The sequence below is a fragment of the Microbispora bryophytorum genome, assembly GCF_006874465.1.
GTDB lineage: Bacteria > Actinomycetota > Actinomycetes > Streptosporangiales > Streptosporangiaceae > Microbispora > Microbispora bryophytorum.
Map to the genome: position 1 here is coordinate 43,874 of NZ_VIRL01000018.1, position 19,157 is coordinate 63,030.

General features: G+C 69.8%; 15 protein-coding genes and 3 tRNA genes. 11 read left to right on the forward strand and 7 right to left on the reverse strand.

Features of this window, described 5'->3' with window-relative positions:
• Positions 1–7: 7 nt before the first annotated feature.
• The gene (locus tag FLX07_RS27315) at positions 8–838 is read right to left on the reverse strand and encodes an ABC transporter permease (protein ID WP_142574549.1); all 831 of its coding nucleotides are present in this window, start codon (positions 836–838) and stop codon (positions 8–10) included.
• Complete coding sequence (locus tag FLX07_RS27320; protein ID WP_142574550.1) at positions 835–1,794, reverse strand: ATP-binding cassette domain-containing protein; 960 nt, start codon at positions 1,792–1,794, stop codon at positions 835–837. Before FLX07_RS27320 ends, FLX07_RS27315 begins: the two co-directional genes overlap by 4 nt.
• Before the next feature lie 68 nt (positions 1,795–1,862).
• Here FLX07_RS27320 and FLX07_RS27325 point away from each other — a divergent pair, with 68 nt between their 5' ends.
• From FLX07_RS27325 to cphA, 8 genes are all read left to right on the forward strand, one after another.
• Entirely contained in the window at positions 1,863–2,498 is a 636-nt protein-coding gene (locus tag FLX07_RS27325) for a TetR/AcrR family transcriptional regulator C-terminal domain-containing protein (RefSeq protein ID WP_167748406.1), read from the forward strand.
• Positions 2,499–2,576: 78 nt separating this feature from the next.
• Positions 2,577–4,187: a metallophosphoesterase family protein gene (locus tag FLX07_RS27330; protein WP_223854024.1), complete on the forward strand. Its 1,611-nt coding sequence runs from the start codon at positions 2,577–2,579 to the stop codon at positions 4,185–4,187.
• Positions 4,188–4,260, forward strand: a tRNA-Glu gene (locus tag FLX07_RS27335).
• A gap of 108 nt (positions 4,261–4,368) precedes the next feature.
• Positions 4,369–4,443 (forward strand) — tRNA-Asp (locus FLX07_RS27340).
• A gap of 20 nt (positions 4,444–4,463) precedes the next feature.
• A tRNA-Phe gene (locus FLX07_RS27345) sits at positions 4,464–4,540 on the forward strand.
• A gap of 104 nt (positions 4,541–4,644) precedes the next feature.
• Positions 4,645–4,902 carry a hypothetical protein gene (locus tag FLX07_RS36690; protein ID WP_167748398.1) on the forward strand — a complete coding sequence of 86 codons (258 nt, stop codon included), beginning with the start codon at positions 4,645–4,647 and terminating at the stop codon, positions 4,900–4,902.
• Between the two features lie 285 nt (positions 4,903–5,187).
• Positions 5,188–6,012 carry a cyanophycinase gene (locus tag FLX07_RS27355; protein WP_142574554.1) on the forward strand — a complete coding sequence of 275 codons (825 nt, stop codon included), beginning with the start codon at positions 5,188–5,190 and terminating at the stop codon, positions 6,010–6,012.
• 44 nt (positions 6,013–6,056) lie between these two features.
• Positions 6,057–8,822, forward strand: coding sequence for a cyanophycin synthetase (gene cphA, locus FLX07_RS27360; protein WP_167748407.1), 2,766 nt, complete (start codon positions 6,057–6,059; stop codon positions 8,820–8,822).
• A gap of 417 nt (positions 8,823–9,239) precedes the next feature.
• On the opposite strand, the gene FLX07_RS27370 is transcribed toward cphA, so the two are convergent.
• The gene (locus FLX07_RS27370; RefSeq protein ID WP_142574557.1) at positions 9,240–9,794 is read right to left on the reverse strand and encodes a CGNR zinc finger domain-containing protein; all 555 of its coding nucleotides are present in this window, start codon (positions 9,792–9,794) and stop codon (positions 9,240–9,242) included.
• A 123-nt stretch (positions 9,795–9,917) separates the two neighbouring features.
• On the opposite strand from FLX07_RS27370, the gene FLX07_RS38740 reads away from it, so the two are divergent.
• A complete protein-coding gene (locus tag FLX07_RS38740; RefSeq protein WP_373292624.1) occupies positions 9,918–10,772 on the forward strand; it encodes an NAD(P)-dependent oxidoreductase in 855 nt (284 codons plus the stop codon).
• A 457-nt stretch (positions 10,773–11,229) separates the two neighbouring features.
• Here FLX07_RS38740 and FLX07_RS27380 read toward each other — a convergent pair whose 3' ends face one another.
• Entirely contained in the window at positions 11,230–11,751 is a 522-nt protein-coding gene (locus tag FLX07_RS27380; RefSeq protein ID WP_142574559.1) for a transcriptional regulator, read from the reverse strand.
• A gap of 148 nt (positions 11,752–11,899) precedes the next feature.
• Between FLX07_RS27380 and FLX07_RS27385 the strand changes: the two genes are divergently transcribed.
• Complete coding sequence (locus FLX07_RS27385; RefSeq protein ID WP_167748408.1) at positions 11,900–12,829, forward strand: LysR family transcriptional regulator; 930 nt, start codon at positions 11,900–11,902, stop codon at positions 12,827–12,829.
• Between the two features lie 8 nt (positions 12,830–12,837).
• Here the strand turns inward: FLX07_RS27385 and FLX07_RS27390 are convergent, their stop codons facing one another.
• Genes FLX07_RS27390 through FLX07_RS27400 form a run of 3 tightly spaced genes read right to left on the reverse strand, consistent with a single transcriptional unit; the run spans position 12,838 to position 16,062 of the window.
• The gene (locus FLX07_RS27390) at positions 12,838–14,181 is read right to left on the reverse strand and encodes an FAD-binding oxidoreductase (RefSeq protein WP_229689909.1); all 1,344 of its coding nucleotides are present in this window, start codon (positions 14,179–14,181) and stop codon (positions 12,838–12,840) included.
• 58 nt (positions 14,182–14,239) lie between these two features.
• On the reverse strand, positions 14,240–15,235 hold the full coding sequence (locus FLX07_RS27395; protein WP_142574561.1) for an alpha/beta fold hydrolase: 996 nt from the start codon (positions 15,233–15,235) through the stop codon (positions 14,240–14,242).
• Between the two features lie 29 nt (positions 15,236–15,264).
• Positions 15,265–16,062 (reverse strand): alpha/beta hydrolase, encoded by a 798-nt coding sequence (locus FLX07_RS27400; RefSeq protein ID WP_142574562.1) that lies wholly within the window; start codon positions 16,060–16,062, stop codon positions 15,265–15,267.
• A gap of 166 nt (positions 16,063–16,228) precedes the next feature.
• Between FLX07_RS27400 and FLX07_RS27405 the strand changes: the two genes are divergently transcribed.
• Complete coding sequence (locus FLX07_RS27405; protein ID WP_142574563.1) at positions 16,229–19,069, forward strand: ATP-binding protein; 2,841 nt, start codon at positions 16,229–16,231, stop codon at positions 19,067–19,069.
• The last annotated feature ends 88 nt before the right edge of the window (positions 19,070–19,157 follow it).

Genomic DNA, 19,157 nt, shown 5'->3' on the forward strand with positions numbered 1-19,157 from the left:
CATCGTGTCATCGCGAGGCGGCCGTGCGGTAGCGCCGTACGGCGAGCGGTGCGAACACCGCGATGATCAGCAGCGACCAGCACAGCGCCGCCGTCACAGGGTGCTGGAGAGGCCAGGAGGCGGCGGCCGAGCCGGGGTTGCCGAACAGCTCCCGGGCGGCCGAGACGACGGCGCTCATCGGGTTCCAGTCCGCGATCGCCCGCAGCCACCCGGGCAGGCCCTCCAGTGGCACGAACGCGTTGGCCAGGAAGGTCATCGGGAACAGCCAGCCGAACGTCGCGGCGTCCGCCTGCGCGCCGTTCTTCACGAACAGCCCGATGTACGTGCCCAGCCAGATCATCGCGTACCCGAACAGGGCGAGCAGCGCGAAGCCGGCGAGTGTCCCCAGAGGGGTGCCGTGCGGACGCCATCCCGCGATCAGCAGGCCGCACACGCTCATGGTGGCGAGCGACAGCCAGTCCTTGGACAGGTCCGCCAAGCTCCGCCCGGCCAGTACGGCGGCGCGCGCGATGGGCTGGGCGCGGAAGCGGTCGATGATGCCGCGCGCCATGTCCTCGGCGACCGACGTGGCGGCGGCGACCGCGGACAGTGCCATGACCTGCATGAAGATTCCGGGCATCAGGTAGTTCCGGTAGTCGCCCCCGCCGGGCAGGCGGATCGCGCTGCCGAAGACGTATCCGAACAGGATGGTCATGATGACCGGAGCGACCAGCTCGGCGGCGATCTGGCCGGGCTGGGTGCGCAGCTGGGAGTAGCTGCGGCCCGCGATGACGAACGTGTCGCTCAGGGCCCAGCGCAGCCGTTGCGCCCTCGTCGCGGGGGGTTCCAGGGTGATCATGCGGCCTCCTTCTCCTTGGTGGGCTCTTTGGCGGGCGCGTCCGTGAGCGCCAGGAACACCTCGTCCAGCGTCGGCCGGCGCAGCCCCAGGTCCTCCACGCCGACCCCGGCGGCGCCGAGGGCCGCGGCAACCCTGACCAGAGAGGCGGCGCCGTCCGAGACGGGCACGACGAGCCGCCGCTCGGCGGCGTCGATCTCGGGCTCGCCCGGGAGCACTCCGCGCACGGCCTCGACGCCGGGAGCCAGATCCGCGGCGTCGCGGAAGGCGATGCTCACCCGGTCGCCCCCCACCTTCGCCTTGAGCGCGGACGGCGACCCGGCCGCGACCACCCGCCCGGCGTCCATGACGGCGATGCGGTCGGCCAGGTGGTCGGCCTCGTCGAGGTACTGCGTGGTGAGCAGCAGGGTCGTTCCCTCGGCGACGAGCGCGCGCAGCTCGTCCCACAGCGCGAGACGGCTGCGGGGGTCGAGGCCGGTGGTCGGCTCGTCCATGAACAGCACCGGCGGGGAGACGATCAGGCTGGCGGCCAGGTCGAGCCTGCGCCGCATGCCGCCGGAATACGTCCGCACCGGACGGTTCGCCGCCTCGGTCAGGCCGAACCGGTCCAGCAGCTCCTCGGCCCTGCGGCGGGCCGTACGACGGGGCAGGTGGTAGAGCCGGCCGAACAGCTCCAGGTTGCGGCGTCCGGTCAGCAGCTCGTCCAGTGCCGCGTGCTGGCCGGCGAGGCCGATGCGGTAACGGAGCCGTTCTGCGTCCCCGGCCACGTCGCAGCCGGCCACCCGGGCCGAGCCGCCGTCGGGGCGCAGCAGCGTCGTCAGGACGCGCACCATCGTCGTCTTGCCCGCGCCGTTGGGCCCAAGCAGGCCGCACACCGAGCCGCGCGGCACGTCGAGGTCGACGCCCCGCAGCGCCTCGGTCGTGCCGAACCGCTTGCGTACTCCTTCCGCATGGATCACGGCATCTCCTTAACGCGGTTAAATTTAACAACGTTAAGGATGCATTGAACGGCGTTAAGCTGTCAACCGTGGCACTGGAACGGGACACGATCGTCAGGACCGCCATCCGGCTCCTGGACGAGGTGGGGCTGGAGAAGCTGACCCTGCGCAGACTCGCGACCGAGCTGGGCGTGCAGGCCCCCGCCCTCTATTGGCACTTCAAGAACAAGCAGGAACTGCTGGACGAGATGGCCGAGGCGATCTCCGTACAGGAGCCGTTGCGGCCGCTCGCCGAGGGGGAGTCGTGGGAGGAGTGGCTGGCGGAGTGGTGCAGGGGCCAGCGCCGCGCGTTCAAGTCGCACCGCGACACCGCGCGCCTCGCCGCCGGCACCCACCCCGGCACGGCCACGCTGCAGACCGTCGAGACCATCCTGGAATCGCTGCTGCGGGCCGGATTCACCCGTACGGACGCGATGTGGGGTCTCGGCACGCTCGCGAGCTTCCTCGGCGGATTCGTCCTTGAGGAGCAGTCCGACCAGGAGCGGGGAACGAGCGACCCGGCCCTGTTCGAGGAGGCACTGGAGAGCCTCGCGCCGTACCCGAACGTGCGCGCGGTCATGGCCGAGACCAAAGGCCCGCAGACGGACGCGTCCTTCGAGCACGGTTTAGCGCTGATTTTGTCTGGAATGCGGGCACGTCTGGAGGCCCAGCCCGACGGTCGGTAACCGGAACACCGTGGTCCGGTAACCACAGAGGTCGCATCTTCGGGTAGTCAGGAAGGGATGGATAACTCGCGGTTGAGGATGTTCGCCCACAGGACGGTCGGCAGTCGGCCCGCCCGTCTGTCCGCTCGCGTGCTCGCGGTCGTGCTGGCGGCGGGGGTCGGCGGATGGCTCGGGCTGGCATTCGGCGCCCAGGTGGAGACGCCGGTCGGGCCCGCCGACATCGGGATGTCCCTGGCCCCGTCCTGGAGCGGGGAGACCGTCATCGACGTACGGCCCCTCGGGACGCTCAGCTTCGACAGCCACCACGGCCCGCTGCGGCTCGACATGACGATCGAGGCGGTCCATCCGGAGGTCGCCGAGGAGATACTCAAGAACCCCCGGTGGGCCGACCGGCTGCCGACGACCATCGAGGCCGACGTCATCTCCGGGCTGCGGAATCTCGCCCTGCGCGCGGCGCTGTTCGCCGTCGTCGCCGGGTTCCTCACCGGCCTGGTCGCCTTCCGGCGGCTGTCACGGGCGGCCTGGACAGCGGCGGGCTCGCTGGCGATGGTCGTCGTCCTCGGTGGCGTCTCCGCGCTGACGTTCAACCCCCGTTCGATCGCCGAGCCCCGGTACACCGGGCTGCTCACGGGCGTGCCGTCCCTGGTCGGCAGCGCGCAGTCGATCGTGACCAAGTTCTCCGAATATCGCGGTCAGCTCGCCAAGCTGGTGACCAACGTGTCGCAGCTGTACGAGGCGGGGTCCAGCCTGCCGATCTTCGACCCGGATCCGGGCACCATCCGCGTGCTGCACGTCTCCGACCTGCACATCAACCCGCTGGGCTGGAACGTGATCAAGTCGCTGAAGGATCAGTTCAAGGTCGACTTCATTATCGACACCGGCGACATCAGCGACCATGGGACGAAGGCCGAGAACGAGTTCGTCAAGGAGATCGGCTCGCTCGACGTGCCGTACGTCTACGTGCGCGGCAACCACGACTCCCTGACGACCCAGCGAGCGGTCGGGAAGCAGAAGAACGCGGTCGTGCTGGACGGCGCCGCCGCCACGGTCAAGGGGCTGAGCATCTACGGCATCGGCGACCCGAGGTTCACGCCCGACAAATCCGTGCAGGCGGAGGGCGACGAGAGCAAGAGCCTCCTCGACCTCGGCCGGGCCAACGCGGCCAAGCTGACGCCGCGGGAGTGGCCCAGGTCCGCCTCCACCTCGGCCCCGGACAAGATCGCTGCTGACATCGTGGCCGTCCACGACCCGACCGTCGGCCGGGGCCTGTCCGGGTATGCGCCGCTGGTGCTGAGCGGGCACGTCCACGCGCGGTCCACCGAGCTGCTGCCCTCGGGCACCCGCCTGATGATCCAGGGATCCACCGGCGGCGCCGGCCTGCGCGGCCTGGAACACGACGAGCCGACCCCGCTGACCGCCTCGGTGCTCTACTTCGGCAAGAGCAGCCACCGCCTGGAGGCCTGGGACGACATCACCGTCGGCGGCCTCGGCGAGCAGTGGATCCAGTGTGAGCGTCATATCGAGCCGGACCCTGGCCGTACAATTTTTCCCGAGTCGCCGCTGGCGCCGTCGCCGACGGCAACCGGCAGCGGCTCGCCGTCGCCGGTCGCTTTGGCATCAGGGGCAAACGTCCCCTATGCTTCAGAGGTCTCCGACGGAAGGCGTCACGGAACAGGGCGAAAGCCTTGAGCCCCCATCGTCTAGCGGCCTAGGACACCGCCCTTTCAAGGCGGCGGCACGGGTTCGAATCCCGTTGGGGGCACGTGGAGCGCGTCGAGCGCACCGGATGACGGAAGGTCGAAGACCTCCCGGAAGCTGGTAAGCTAGGCAAGCCGAACAACACGGGGAGCGAAAGCCCCCCGGACATAAAGGTCCTGTAGAGCAGTTTGGAGTGCTCGCCACCCTGTCAAGGTGGAGGTCGCGGGTTCAAGTCCCGTCAGGACCGCGTACGGCGGCAGCCGCCGAGGTCAGGTAGCTCAGTTGGTACGAGCGTCCGCCTGAAAAGCGGAAGGTCGGCAGTTCGACCCTGCCCCTGACCACCATCATCGAACAGCCCAAACGCCCCGAGCGATTATGCTCCGGGGCGTTTTTGATTTCCAGTGACAGCAACGCTGACAGCAACGTCGCGGACTATTGGGACAGTGCGATGACTGTGGAATGTCTCCGGCCGAAGTATCTCCTGATCCACGAGGACAATCGGATCCTCGGGCAGTGTCTTGATGCCGAAGACCTCTATGTCGAGGTGACCGACGAGGACGAGTCCGTGACGATCGAACTTCTGGGGTGCCTTCATACACGTCCATTTGTGACCTCTATGGCGCTGTCTCCGACGATCTCGCGGATCACGTGCGGAGGCACGCCCAGATCGAGGAGGAGCGAGACGGCGGTGTACCGGATGTCGTGAAATCGGGACGTCTCCAGCCCGGGCACGCTTCCGAACCGCGTAGAAGTGCCGCAACAGTCAACCAGGGCGCGTATGGAGGTGTGGTGCGGGCAGGTTGGGCTGTAGCTGCCCGAGGAGCTGTCCAGGCAGCACTCCGGGCCCCGGGGCGCGGCCGGCACGTCCGCGGCGCCCTGTGCTCCGAGTAACGCGAGCATCCGCGCTCTCAAACCGGACCATACGGGGCCACACTAGTTGCTCTCGGTTGATATTTGATAACTAAGGGTAACCTCTGGTCGAGGAGGGAGCATGGACGCGGACGAAGGGGATAAGCCCGGCTATCTGGGCCACCTGCTTATCATCGGGGGCGCCGAGTGCCGCGGTTCCGGCCTGCTCGAGCGGTTCGTAGAGCTGTCTGGCGGCGAGGCGGCCCGGATCGTGCTGGTCACTACGGCCACCGGGGCGCCCGAGGAGGTGCACGCCGACTACGAGCGGGTGTTCCGCAAGCTCGGCGTGGGCACCAGGGAACTTCGGCTGCGCGGGCGCTCCGACGCCGACGGCGAAGCCGCGGCCAAGCTCCTCGACGACGCCACGGGCGTGTTCTTCTCCGGCGGCGACCAGTCGCGGCTGCGCGCCCTGGTCGGCACGCGGGCCAACGAGATCTTGCGCGGCCGGCTGCGCGCAGGCGGCGCGGTCATCGCCGGGACCAGCGCCGGCGCCACCGCCATGGGCCGCACGATGATCCTCGGCGGCGAAGGCCCCGGCGTGTCCGCCGCCACGGTCCGCACCGGCCCCGGGCTCGGCCTGCTCCCGAAGGCGCTCATCATCGACACGCACTTCAGCGAGCGCGCCCGGCTTCCCCGGCTGCTCAGCGCCATGGCGCTCGACCTGGAGTACCTGGGCGTCGGCATCGGCGAGAACACCGGGATCCTGGTCGACGGCACCCGCTTCGAGGTGCTCGGCACCGGCGTGGCCACGGTGGCTGACGGGCGGAACGCCACGGTCATCCACGCCGCCGGGGACGAAGACCCGATCACCCTGTCCGGTGTCCGGCTGCACCTGCTGCCCGCCGGGTGCGTCTTCGACATCGCGACCCGCGAGGCCACCATCGGGCCCGCGCACGACCGGTACTGACCACCGCCGGCCCGCCCATCCGCCCAACCCTTGGGGAGTGTCACGTGCGTCTCGACGACCTGCGTCACCTGAGCGGACCTAACTCATTCAGCACCCGGCCGGTCATCGTCGCGCGGCTCGAGCTCGAGGAGCTGACCGACCGGAAGACCACCGAGTACCCGGGCTTCGCCGGCCGGCTGACCGCGACCCTACCCGGGCTGGCCGAGCACCACTGCGCGGCCGGGCGTCCGGGCGGGTTCCTGGAGGCGATGGCCAGGGGCACCTACTTCGGCCACGTCACCGAGCACGTGGCGCTGGAGCTGTCCAGCCTGGTGGGCCGCGACGTGTATCTGGGCCGGACCATGTGGGCCGGCGCCGACGGCCGCTACGACGTGATGACCGAGTGCCCGCAGGACGAGCCCGCGCAGTCCTCGGTGCCTGCCGAGCTGCTGGAACTGGCCATCACCACGGTCAAGCGCATTCTTCTTGAACGCATGCCCGACCTGCCGCTCGAACTGGCCAGGATCGCTCGGGTCGTGGAGCGGGAGCGCCTCGGCGTGAGTACGGCCGCGCTCGCGGGCGCGGCCCGTAGCCGGGGAATACCGGTCCGCCGGGTCGGTCAGCTGAGCATGCTGCGGCTCGGCTACGGGCGCTATCGCCGGCTGGTGTGGGCCGCGGCGACCGAGCAGACGTCGGTGATCGGTGTGGACATCGCGGCCGACAAGATGCTGGCCAAGCAGCTGCTGGCCGGCGCGGGCATCCCGGTGCCCGATGGGGTGGTGGCCTGGAGCGCGGCCGACGCCGCCGGAGCGCTGGGCCGGCTCGGTGGGCCGGTCGTGATCAAGCCGCTCCGCGGCAACCACGGTGCCAACGTGACCGTCGGCGTGACCACCGCCGCGGCCGCGGTCGCCGCATACGCCCAGGCGGCGGCCGACGGCGAGGGCGCGATCGTGGAGAAGTTCGTGCCCGGCACCGACTACCGGGTGCTGGTGGTCGACGGCCAGGTGGTGGCCGCGGCCGAGCTGCGGCCGGCGTCGGTGACCGGGGATGGTGTTTCGGACATCGCCCAACTCGTCGACGTGGTGAATGCCGACCCCCGCCGGGGCGAGGGCCACTCCCGAGAGCTGACCAAGATCAAATTGGACGAGCGCGCGCTCGCGCACCTGGAGACCCAGGGCCTGGGCCCGGCGTCGGTCCCGGCCCGCGGCCGGCTCGTGACCCTGCGCCGGAACGCGAACCTGTCCACCGGCGGAACCAGCCGCGACGTGACCGACCTGGTGCACGAGGACGTGGCCGACGTGTGCCGCCGGGCCGCGGCCGTGGTCGGCCTAGACATCTGTGGCATCGACATGCGGCTGGCCGACATCGCGGCACCGATGCCGTGCGGCGCGGCAGGTCACGGCGGGGCTGAGCCCGGGGCTGTGATCGAGATCAACGCGTGCCCGGGGCTGCGGATGCACCTGTTCCCGGCCGAGGGGGCGCCGCGGGACGTGGCCGGCGCGGTGATCGACAGCCTGTACCCACCCGGCGCTCCATCTCGGGTCCCGGTCGTCGCGGTCACCGGGACCAACGGGAAGACCACGACGGTCCGCATGATCGGCCACATCCTGAGCAAGGCCGGGATGCGGGTGGGGATGTCCACCACGGACGGGGTCTACTCCGGCGGCCGGCTGGTCTACGACGCCGACGCCTCGGGCCCGCGGTCCGCGGACATGGTGCTCGACGACACCAGCATCGATGCCGCGGTGCTGGAGACGGCGCGCGGCGGGATCATCCGCGGTGGGCTCGGCTACGACCAGGCCGACGTGGCCGTGGTCACCAACATCACCGCCGACCACCTGGGCGCGGACGGCGTGGAAGATCTCGATGAGCTGGTCGAGGTAAAGGCGCTGGTCGCCGAGGAGGTTCGCGAGGGCGGGACCGTGGTGCTGAACGCCGACGACCCGGTGGTCGCCGCGCTCGCCGACCGGCCGCGGGTGCACAGGCACGCGTCCGTGATCAGGTATTTCAGCCTGGTGAACGGCAACCCGGTCATCGAACGGCACCGGCAGGCGGGCGGCCTGGCCTACGAGCTTCGCAACGGCGAGCTGGTCGAGTTCGATACGGACCGGGAGCGGGCGCTGCTCGCCGTGGCCGAGCTGCCCGGCGCGTTCGGCGGGCTCGCCCCGCACGTGATCGCGAACGCGCTGGCCGCGGTGGCGGCCTGCCGTGGGCTCGGGGTCAGCGTCAAGGACATCCGGCGCGCACTGGGCACGTTCACGCCGGGCGAGTCGAACCCGGGGCGCGGCAACGTCTACATGGCCGGCGGCGGCCCGGTGATCCTGGACTACGGCCACAACGCCGCAGCGCTCGACGCGACCGGCCGCATGATCAACGATGTGTGGGGCGGCGAGCCCGTTGCCGCGATCACGCTGCCCGGCGACCGCCGCGACGACCTGGTGGCCCGCTCGGCCGAGGCCGTCGCCGCGTGGTTCGGCCGGGTCGTCGTCTACGAGGACGCCGACAAGCGCGGCCGCCGGCCCGGTGAGATGACCGGCCTGATCACCGCGGCCATGCGCCGGGCCCGGCCCGGCATTGGCCTCGCCACCGCCGAAGGACCGCAGGCCGCCCTGCGCATCGCGGTCACGATGGCCGCCGGCCACCCGGTCCTGTTCGTCTACGAGAAGCTAGCCATGGCCCGCCAGGCCCTCGAGGCCCTGAACGCCCGCCCCTGGCCCGCCGACGCAGTCCCGCCCGCACCCACCGACGCGGCCCCGCCTGCTCCTTCTATCGAGACGCCGCAATCATGGATGGCTGGAAGCCCCCTCCGGGGGATGAAGGCGAAGGGGTGATCTGCTTTGTCACGCATTCGGCCTTGGCGCGGAAGTCGGGGTCCGCGATGAAGATCCAGGAGCGGTGCTGCCAGGGCTTGATCGAATCCTGGGCCAGCCGGCGACGCACAGTGGAGGCTGACACGAACGTGGCGATGCCCCGCTCCATGGTGCCCGTCTCACGGGCGACGCGAGCGTTGGAGCGCCGCGCGCCGCGTGCAGGACGCCCTGCGCGCGCAAGCGCAACCGATACTCGGTCTTGTGCCTGTAGGCCATCTTCTTCAGCCGCTTGCGCTCGGCGGCGGTCGGCGCTGTCGGGCGGGCCAGGGCAACGGGCATGAGACGAGGGCCGATCGAGAGGTAGCCGGTGGTCGGACGGTGTCCTGTCCGTTAATGCGCGGGTGGTCGGGCTTGCCGGGCCTGATCGCGGCTGCTGGGTCAGCTCTCGGCGAGTCGTGCCTTCTTGACCTTGTTGCCGCAGGTGTTCATGGAACACCAACGGCGGTTGGCTCCGCGGCTGGTGTCAAGGAAGAGCCCCGCGCATCCGGGGCCCTCGCAGTTCTTGATGCGGCTGCGGTGGGGGCCCCCGAGGATGTGGATGGCATCCGTGGCCAGGACCCCGAGGGCGTCACCGACAGGCGTCGTCTCGGTCAGGTGCCATCCTGCGAGATCGCCTTTGAGCGCGGCCTTCGCGTGCCCAGCGGCCGCGACCGTGTTGAGAGTGCGGACATCCTTCGAATCGGGCTGTTCACCTGCGGCGATCGCCGACCCGATGCGGTAGATCGCCTCGCGCAGCTCGACGGCGTCCTTCAGATCGGTCAGCGACACGTCCGCGGCGTCAAGCCCTGTGGCCTGCAGCCACATCTTCAGTCGTGCGGGGTCAGTCAGCCGCTCTCGCGGCGCCATGCCGGCTCGATCGCTGACGGTGGCAGTGAACCGGAACGCCAGGACCTCGTTGTCCATTCGGAACACACGACGTACGTCCTCGGTCATTCCAGCCTCCGCAGTGAGCGACAGCACCTTTCGAACCGTCTCAGCCGGTTCGACGCAATCGTACCTCCATGACATCGTGGAACTGCCTGAGGCGGTTCACAGAGAGGGTTCTCCAGGAGTGACATCGCGGTCATCGGTCTGGGAGCAATGGGGCGGCCCATCGCACGCAACCTCCTGAGGGCCGGGTACGACGTCGTGGTGTGGAACCGCTCCGACAGGCCCGCGGACGAGCTTGTCGCGGCGGGTGCCCGTCGAGCCGCCTCGGTCGCAGAGGCCATGCACTCGTCGGTGGTCCTCTCGGTCCTGGCCGATGACCGGGCCGTCGCCGAGACGTTCATCGACTCCGGTGTTCTCGCTCAGGCCCCGGGCGGGACCGTTCACGTCAACCTCGCGACGGTGAGCGCCGGCCTGGCTCGCCGGGCCGGCGCAGCGCACGCTGAGCATGGAGTCGGGTACGTCGCGGCACCAGTCTTCGGCCGTGTTCCGGTCGCCGAAGCCGGAGCACTCAACATCCTCGCGGCGGGCGAGCAGGGGCTGATCGACCGCGTGCAGCCGCTCTTCGACGTGATCGGCTCGCGGACCTGGCGACTCGGCGATCGTCCCGAGCAGGCCAACATCGTGAAGATCCTCGGTAACTACCTGATCGCCTGTGCGATCCAGTCGCTGGGCGAGGCTGTCAGCCTCGCGGAAGGCGCCGGTGTCGACTCGGGGCAGTTCGTCGAACTGCTGACCTCGACACTCTTCCCGGGAGCCGTCTACGCCGGCTACGGGTCGATGATTGCCGAACGGCGCTACCAGCCGCCCGGATTCACCACAGTCCTGGGCCGCAAGGACCTCCACCTCGCGCTCGACGCAGCGAACGACCACGACATTCCGCTCCCGATCGGTGAACTCCTGCGGACGGTCTTCGATCAGGCCATCGCCGACGGTCGCGGGGCGGACGACTGGGCGGTCATCGCGGAACAGCAGCCGCGGTGACCGCCGTGGGCCGATGACCGTGGCCGCGGCCTGGTGATCGCGCCGCGAGGCGGCTCTTCGCGTTCTCTTGGTGCCGTTGACGCTGCTCGCGGGTGGGCTCATCGTCACCCCTGACAGCTGACGTGGTGACACGCACACCGCTGGATGCGAAGTCGACGCCCGAAGGACTTCCGGAGCCGACCACTAAGCACGTCGCGGCAGCATGTAGGGGATCCAGCGGGAAGGCTTACCGCACGAGCCCCGTGAGTAGAGCTCGCCACGTCTGCCAGTGCGGGAGGTTCGGGGCCCGGACGCCGGGAACGCGCGGTCGCGACGGGCGCCCTGCTGGGAACGTCCGAGGCGCAGGCGCATCCCCGAACGGGAGCCAAGCCCAAACCCACGGTGGGGCGGGTGCTTGTCCGCACCGCCCGTAGCACGACCGACCTGCTGTGCTGGTCCGCCGGCGACGACACGTCTATCAGGCTCTACGGCTGGAGCACTGGCCGGCAGCGGGATCCCGAGCTACAGCTGGAGTATCAGGCAGCATTTCCCTTTCGAAGGATTCGCGTCCCGACTCGTCGAACCGCGCGCAGAGCTCCTGTATTTCGTCCTTGAGAAGCACGACCTGAGAGAAACCGACCAGTTCGCCATCGACCCGGATCGGTGAGACCGTGACCAGGATCGTGGTTCTTCCGTAGGGCCTGGCGACGTAACTTACCGGCTCGACGCGGCCTTCCTCGAAAAGCCGGAGCATGGCGTCGAAACGGGGATTGGTCACCGCTCGGCGATGTCGCTTCCGGACGTCGTTTCCGATGTATTCGGGCTTCCGGTCGAGGTGCTCCGAAGCCCACTTGTTGTAATACATCACCGTTCCGTGGCGGTCGAGGACGGTGACTCCGAATCCAGCCTGATCGATTAGCCGGTCCGCCCACTGGTCCAGGCTCCAGTCCGTGGCGATGCGGCTTTCAGCAACTTCGGCCGGCTCGACCTGAGATGACATCAATACCTCCGAAGAGGGGAGTGATGGATATCCGCCGTTCAGAGTCTGGGCGTTTGGGCCCGAGTTCACAATGAGTCTTTTTTGGAGTGACCCTTCGGCTGAGCCGGAGGCTCCTCGGGATGGGACTGATGGGAGTAGCGTCTCGGCCATGGCGTACGACCTGACCGATCTCCAGCTGTTCCTGCAGGTGGTGGACCATGGCAGCATCACCGGGGGTGCGGACCGGTCGCACCTGTCGCTGGCTTCGGCCAGCGCGAGGATCAACGCGATGGAGAAGGCTCTGGGGGCGCCGCTTCTGATCCGGCATCGCCGTGGCGTTGTGCCGTCACCGGCAGGGTGGCTCCTGGTGGCCCATGCCCGTGAGGTCGTTGGGCAGATTGCTCGAATGCGTTCTGAATTGTCCCGCTATTCTGACGGCCTGCGGTCCACATTGGTGATCTCGGCGAACACTTCGGCGACCGAAACGCTCGTGTCGTCGGTGATAGTCGACTTCCTGGCCGACAATCCCGACATCGACCTGGAACTGGAGGAGCGGCCGAGCCATGAGATCGTCGCCGCCGTCACCGACGGCCGGGCGGAACTGGGGATCATCGCCGATACCGTGGACTCGGGCCGGCTGGAACGGGCGGTGCTGCGTCCCGACCCGCTGGTCGTCATCACACGGCCAGGCCATGCTCTGGCCGCGCGTGCTCATGTCGCGTTCAGCGAGTGCCTCGGCCACCCGTTCGTCGGCTACACCGAGGGAAACCCGTTGCAGGAGCATCTGAACGGGCAGACCCAGCCGCTCGGGCTCCGGCCTCGCTACCGGGCGCATCTGCCGACCACGGAGGCGATCTGCGGCGCGGTAGCGGCCGGCGTCGGCATCGCCGTGGTTCCCGCGCGCGCGGTCGTCCGTTGGCGGCGTACCTACGACCTGCGGATCGTGGACCTGACGAATCCCTGGGCGAAGCGCAACCTGCTGTTGTGCGGCCGGCGCTGGTCCGGGCTCTCCGAAGCCGCGGCGGCGCTCGCCGCCCGCCTCAGAGCGCACGGGGCGCCCGCCGCCACACCGGGTGACGGCGGCGCCGAAGGCGCGTAGACGCCTTGTCAGCGGAGGGGCGGGATGTTGTGGTTGATCCGGAACAGGTTCGCTGGGTCGTACCGCCCCTTGATCTCGCGTAGCCGCGGATATGCCTCCTCCGACCAGGCCAGCGCCGCGGTCCGCGGATCCGCGTCGCCCCCGAACATGAAGTTCAGATACCGGCGGCCGGTCGACCACGGTGCCAGGGCGTCGATCAGCGTCTGCTCGTAGCCGTGCAGAGCCGTGGCGTCGGGCGGGCCGCCCGCCGCCACGAGGAAGACGTTGTAGAGCGTCGCGTCGCGGTTTCCGACCGCGTTCGGCACCGCCGGCGGCCGGGCCAGCGCCCCGCCCATGTGACGGATCTCCGCCAGAACCAACGGCGAGGCCGCGTCCGGGCCGGCCAGCCGGAGGAACTCGTCCACCGCCTTGGCCGGCAACTCGCTCAGGAGGGCGCCATGCTCGAACAACGGCAGCGGGTCGATCGGGTCGTTGTGCACCGCCGCGACCGCCGAGTACGGCATCTCGCCGACCGCGTCGATGATCGGCTCGCCCAGTGCCCGGAACGGCGCGACCAGCCGTTCGCCTTCCGCCGGGTCTCCGAGGTACGTGATCCGCAGATGGGCCACCAGCCGGTCGCGCAGCGGTTCCGGCACGAACGGCAACGCGGGGAGGTGCAGCAACCCGACCGAGCCTGACATCTCCTCCGGCACGTCGGCCGTCCACTCCCGGAACAGGTGCAGCACCTTCCCCGACAACTCGCCGGGAAAGAAGATGCCGCCGCCGTAGAAGCCGCGGATCGGGAACAGGTCGAACTCGATCGCCACCACGACCCCGAAGTTGCCCTTCCCGCCGCGCAGCGCCCAGAACAGGTCGGGCTCGGATTCCGCGGTGACACGGCGCAACCGGCCGTCCGCGGTCACGACCTCCAGGGCGGTGACGTGGTCGGCGGCGTAACCGTGTTTGCGGCCGAACGGCCCCAGACCTCCGCCCAGGGTGTAGGAGACGACCGTCACCGTCGGCGACGAGCCGTTCAGACCCGCCAGACCCACCTTGGCTGCCTGCTCGATGAACTCGCCCCACCGGACGCCCGCCTCGACCCGGGCCGTGCGAGCGCCCGCGTCGATCGCCAGCCCGCTCAGGCGCCGCGTCGTGATCAGGACCGAGCCCGTCGACGGCACCGAGCTGCCGTGACCCGCGCCCAGCACCGCGACCGGCAGGTGATGAGCCGCGGCGAACTTCACCGCGGCCTGTACGTCGGCCGCGTTCTCGGCGCCGACCACGACGGACGGCGCGTGCACCGTTGTCAGGTTGTAGGTGCGAAGCTCCTCCGCGTAGCCCTCGTCCTCCGGTAGGAGAACGGTGCCGGTCACGTTCGCTCGAAGGTCGCCAATGGACAATCGCGTACTCACGGGGAAGTGGCCTTTCTGGTTACTTCAAGAAGGTGAGCAGGCGCTGGGTCATCTCGTCGGGATGTTCCTCGTAGATCCAGTGGCCGGAATCGGGGACGACGACGCCGGTGACGTTCTTCGCGTACCGCTTCACCTGGTCCGCCACGGCGGAGCCGAGGCTCGCGGAAGCGCCGATCGCGAGGACGGGCATGGTGAGCTTGTGCTTGCGGTAGACGGCGTTGTCCTTAATGTCCTGCGGCAGTGTGCGGAACCACGCGAAGCTCGCTTCGAGGTGCGCCTTGTCCCGCAGGTAGCCGGCGAAGACCGAAATTTCGTCCGGAGTGACGGCGCCCCGCTTGACCTCGAGGTTCTCGATGAATTTGCCGGTCCACGACGTCTCGCGGCCGGTGATGAGGTCTTCGGGCAGGCCGTTGGTGAGCGCGAAGAAGCCGAAGTGCCACAAGCCGGGACCGTCCGCGGTCAGTGACGGGTAGGAGTAGATGCCGGGGTCGGGGATCGGCGCCTCGCTGAGCACCAGTTTCCGCACGTCCGCCGGATGCGCGGCGGCATACGAGTACGCGACCATGGTGCCGATGTCGTGCCCGACGATGCGGAGATCCTTGTCGCGTCCGAGTCGCACCAGCAGCGCGTGCAGTTCCGCGGCCATCGTCTTCTTGTCGTAGCCGGCCGCCGGGGCGTCGCTGCGTCCGGCGCCGGGCAGGTCGGGGGCGATGACCGTGTAATGCTCGGCCAGCGCCGGCATGATGTGCCGCCACTCGTACCAGGTCTGCGGGTATCCGTGGATCAGGACCAGAGTCGGTCCGTGGCCGCCGATCACGTAGTTGATGCCGAGCGAGCCGGCCTGCACCTTGTGTTCGGAGAATCCGGCGGGCATCTCCTCTTTCACGGAGTGGGCGGTCGTCGGCGAAGCGGCGCTCACCGGTCCGGTGACGACGACGGACGTCAGTCCGACCGCCGCGGCCATGGCGAGCAGTCCCAGACTGCGCAGTTTGAACAAGCTGAGGGAAGGTCTCATCGATGGCTCCAGGGGGAAGAGGAACGGTCCTACAGGGACTGCCGGCGCAGCCAGGTCAGCGCGGTGTCGGCGACCTCTCGCCAGCCCGCGTCGATGGTCAGCGAGTGACCCCGGTCGGGGAACGCGGTGATGTCGGTGACGGCGTCAGAGTGCCGGTACTGCTTGAGCGTCGCGCGGACGACCGTCTCCGGGACGGTGTGGTCCTTGCCGCCGGTCATCAGCAGCAGCGGGCCGCGTGCCTGGTTGGCGGTGTCGACCTTGGCCGGTGAGTGCGGGTTGAAGTTGGCGGCGGCCGCCTCGAACAGCGGCTTGCCGGGCGCGGGGATCGTCCATCGCTCATACAGCGCGTCCGACTCGGCCTCGGAGATGGCGTTGCCGAACGCGAACCGGAACTGCTCGGCGGTCAGCGAGACCGCACGGTGCTTGTTGGCGGGGTTCTTGAACACCGGCAGCGTGGCGCGCAGCGCGGACAGCGGGAGCGGCAGGACGCCCTTGATCTGCGCGGCGTCGATCGCGACGGCGGCGCGGGCCAGGTCCTGTCCGAGCAGCTTCTGCGCGATCATTCCGCCGAAGGAGTGGCCGACGAGGATCGGCGGGGTGTCCAGGGTGCGGATGATCCCGGCGAAGTGCTCCACGACGTCGTCGATGCCATGGTCGGCGATGCTTTCGGGGTTCTCGCGCGCCTCGGCCACGGTGTCGGGGTCGCCGGGCCAGCCGGGGGCGGACGGCGCGTAGCCCGCGTCGCCGAACATCTCGATCCAGGGGGTCCACGACGTGGCGTGCAGCCACAGGCCGTGAATGAAGATGACGGGGATCGGTGTCGTCATGGTGCCTCCACATGTGTTCTTGTCTGTCGCAGCAGGAGAACACCGGCGCCGGAGGCTTCGTAACAGGGAAAGTCCACAGTCCCCCCGCGTCGCATGCCACAGGCGGTGTGATTTTCTGACTTCGTAGCGCATGAGACCTTCCGCTCGTTTTCCGGCGAGAATGTTCATGTCGGAGGTGACAAACGGCGCTCCGCCACGACTGGCACTGGGAGGGTTCGGGCACGTGGACCCTGATGTGGCGGACGAGTCGTTCGTCGGCCGTGCGCGTGAGTCCGACCGGCTTCGGTACTGTGCGGACAAGGTCAGGGCAGGTGACTCCTGGCTGGCCGTCATCGAGGGTGAGGCCGGGATCGGCAAGAGTGCCCTCGTACGCAGGTTCGCCGCGGCGCTGGACGACTTCACCGTCCTCCGGGCGATCGGGGACCCGTCGGAGGCCGACCTGCCGTACGGCGTGATCGGACAGCTGGCCCGGCATGTGGACCGAGCGGTGCTGCAACAGTTCCCCCTGCTGGCCGAGAGCCCGCCCGCGGGGACGAATCCGCACGTGGTCGGCGGGCAGTTGCTGCTCCTGCTGGGCGCGTTGCAGGAGTCCGGGAATCCCGTCGCCGTGATCGTGGACGACGTCCAGTGGGCGGACCGGTTGTCGGTCCAGATGCTGGGCTTCGTTCTGCGCCGTCTCTGGGCGGACCGGGTCCTGACGATTCTGGCCACCCGGCCGGAAGCCGAAGCGTCCGGCGAAATCCTGGAGAGGCTGCTGCGCTCGTCGGAGCGGACGGTGAAGGTCGACCTGGGCGGGCTCGGCCGCGACGAGATCGCGGAGCTGGCGCAGGCCCTGATCGAAGGCCGGTTGGCGCCGGGCCTGGCCGACCGGCTGCACGCCTACACCCGGGGGCACCCGCTGTACGTCCGGACCGTGCTGGCGGAGATCCCCGCCGAGGTGCTGCGAGACGGCATGTTGGAGCGCTGGCCCGTCCCGCGATCGCTTCAGGTCGGGATCAGGGCGCAACTGGACCGTCTCCCACAGGAGTCCCGCGACCTCCTGGAGGCGATGGCGGTGCTGGACGCGCAGGTTCCGCTGTCGGCGGCCGGCCGGCTCGCCGGCCTCCCGGACCCGGCGCGCGCACTCGGGCCTGCCCTGGCTGCCGGGCTCGCGCTGTGGTGGCCCAAGGAACCCCAGAGCCCCGTCGCCCTGGTGCACGCGCTCCAGCGCGACACGATCTACGACTCGCTCGCCCCCGAACGGCGTCGCCTTCTGCACGCCGGCGCGGCTGCGCTCGTGGGCACGGCCGCCAGTTGGGCCCATCGGGTCGCGGCTGCCACGACCACCGACGCCCGGCTCTCCGACGAGCTCGACCGGTCCGGAATGGAAGAGGCGGCGAGCGGGCGCAACGCCGTGGCCGCCACCCGCCTCCTGTGGGCATCGTCTCTGTCGGCCGACCGCGCGGACCGCGAACGACGGCTCCTCACCGCCTGTGCCCAGTCGCTGCTCACCATGCAGCCCGGCTGGGCCGCGAACCTGCGGCAGCAGGTGGAGGACTGCTCGCCGGGGCCGCTGCGCAGCTGCGTCCTGGGGACCCTGGACATGATGGCGGGCCGGTTCGCCACCGCCGAGGCGCACCTCACCCAGGCATGGCAGGAGGCTCTGTCGCTCCCGAAGCCCGGCTGGGTGGCCGTACTGGCCGGCACCTTCCTGACCAACATCATGCTCTGGCGCGGGCGGGGCGCCGAGACGGTGGAGATCGCCCGCCGCACCCTGGCGACAGGCGATCTCGACCCTGCGACGACCGACTTCACCCGCGCGGCCCTGGCGACCGGCCGGCTCTGGCACGAAGGTCCGCGCGCGGCACTGCGGGACCTCGCGCATCTGCCGGTCCAGGGCACCACGGTGGGCAACCACAGTCTCGACACGCTGGCCACGCGCGGCGTCCTGCGTCTGTTCCTGGGCGAGCTCTCCGCGGCGCGCGCCGATCTTCAGATCGTGGCGCAACGCGACCAGCAGGGGGCCGGATCCAAGTTCGGCCCCCTGACGATCTCCCTTCTGTCCGTCGTCCACTACGTCGCCGGTGACTGGGACGAGAGCGAGTCCACCGCGGAGCGGGCCCTGGCCGTCGCGTCGTCCCAGGACCAGCTGGTGGGTGAGGCCCCGGCCGGTTTCGCGGCCGTCTGCGTCAAGGCCGGCCGGGGCGAGTGGGACATCGCGCAGCGGCACCTCGACGACCTGGCGCGGATCGCGCAGTCCCTCGACTCGGCAGGCGAGATCGTCTACTCGGCCCTGGCGGCCGCGACCGTGGCCCAGGCCAGGGGCGACCACAGGGCCATGCTGCGCTCGCTCCGGCCGCTGCTCGACGGGACGGCCGAAGACGGCCGGTTCCGCCTGCGGTACAAGCCCTTCTGGCTGTGGCAGCAGTCGCTGCTCGTCGAGGCGCTGACCGGCACCGGACGGGTGGACGCCGCAGCGGTGGCACTGCGTGAACTGCGGGCGGCCTACGACGGCGACGGCTATCTCGGGGTCGTCATCGCCGGACTCGGCGGTCGGCTCGCCGAAGCCCAGGGCCGTCCGCACGACGCCCTCGCGATCTATGAGCAGGCCGTCGCCGCCGACGCGGACGGCGACACCGGGCCCCTTCACCGGGCCATTGTGGAACAGGCCTACGGAAGGCTTCTCCTGGCCACCGGTTCCACGTCGCGCCGGGAGGCGGCAGCGTGGCTCCACAAGGCTCACGGCCGTTTCAGCACGTTGCGCGCCGTGCCGTTCGCCCGGCGGTGCGAGGCCGATCTGTCCGCGAGCGGGCTCACGGCGTTCGAGAAGGATCCCGGCCGGCTGTCGGCGCTGACGGAACGCGAGCTGTCCGTGGCACACCTCATCGCGAGCGGACGGACGAACCAGGCGGCCGCGGCGGAGCTCTACGTCAGCCAGAAGACCGTCGAATACCACCTGTCCCGCATCTACGCCAAGCTCGGCATTTCCTCCCGCCGCCAGCTCGCCGAGGCCCTTCGCTCCGCGTGAGCCTCGCCCGGCCCGACCCTGGGATCGACGACTAGGGGGCGTCCCTAGTGTCCCGGCCGGGCACTGAGTGCTTCCCTCTTCTAGTGGT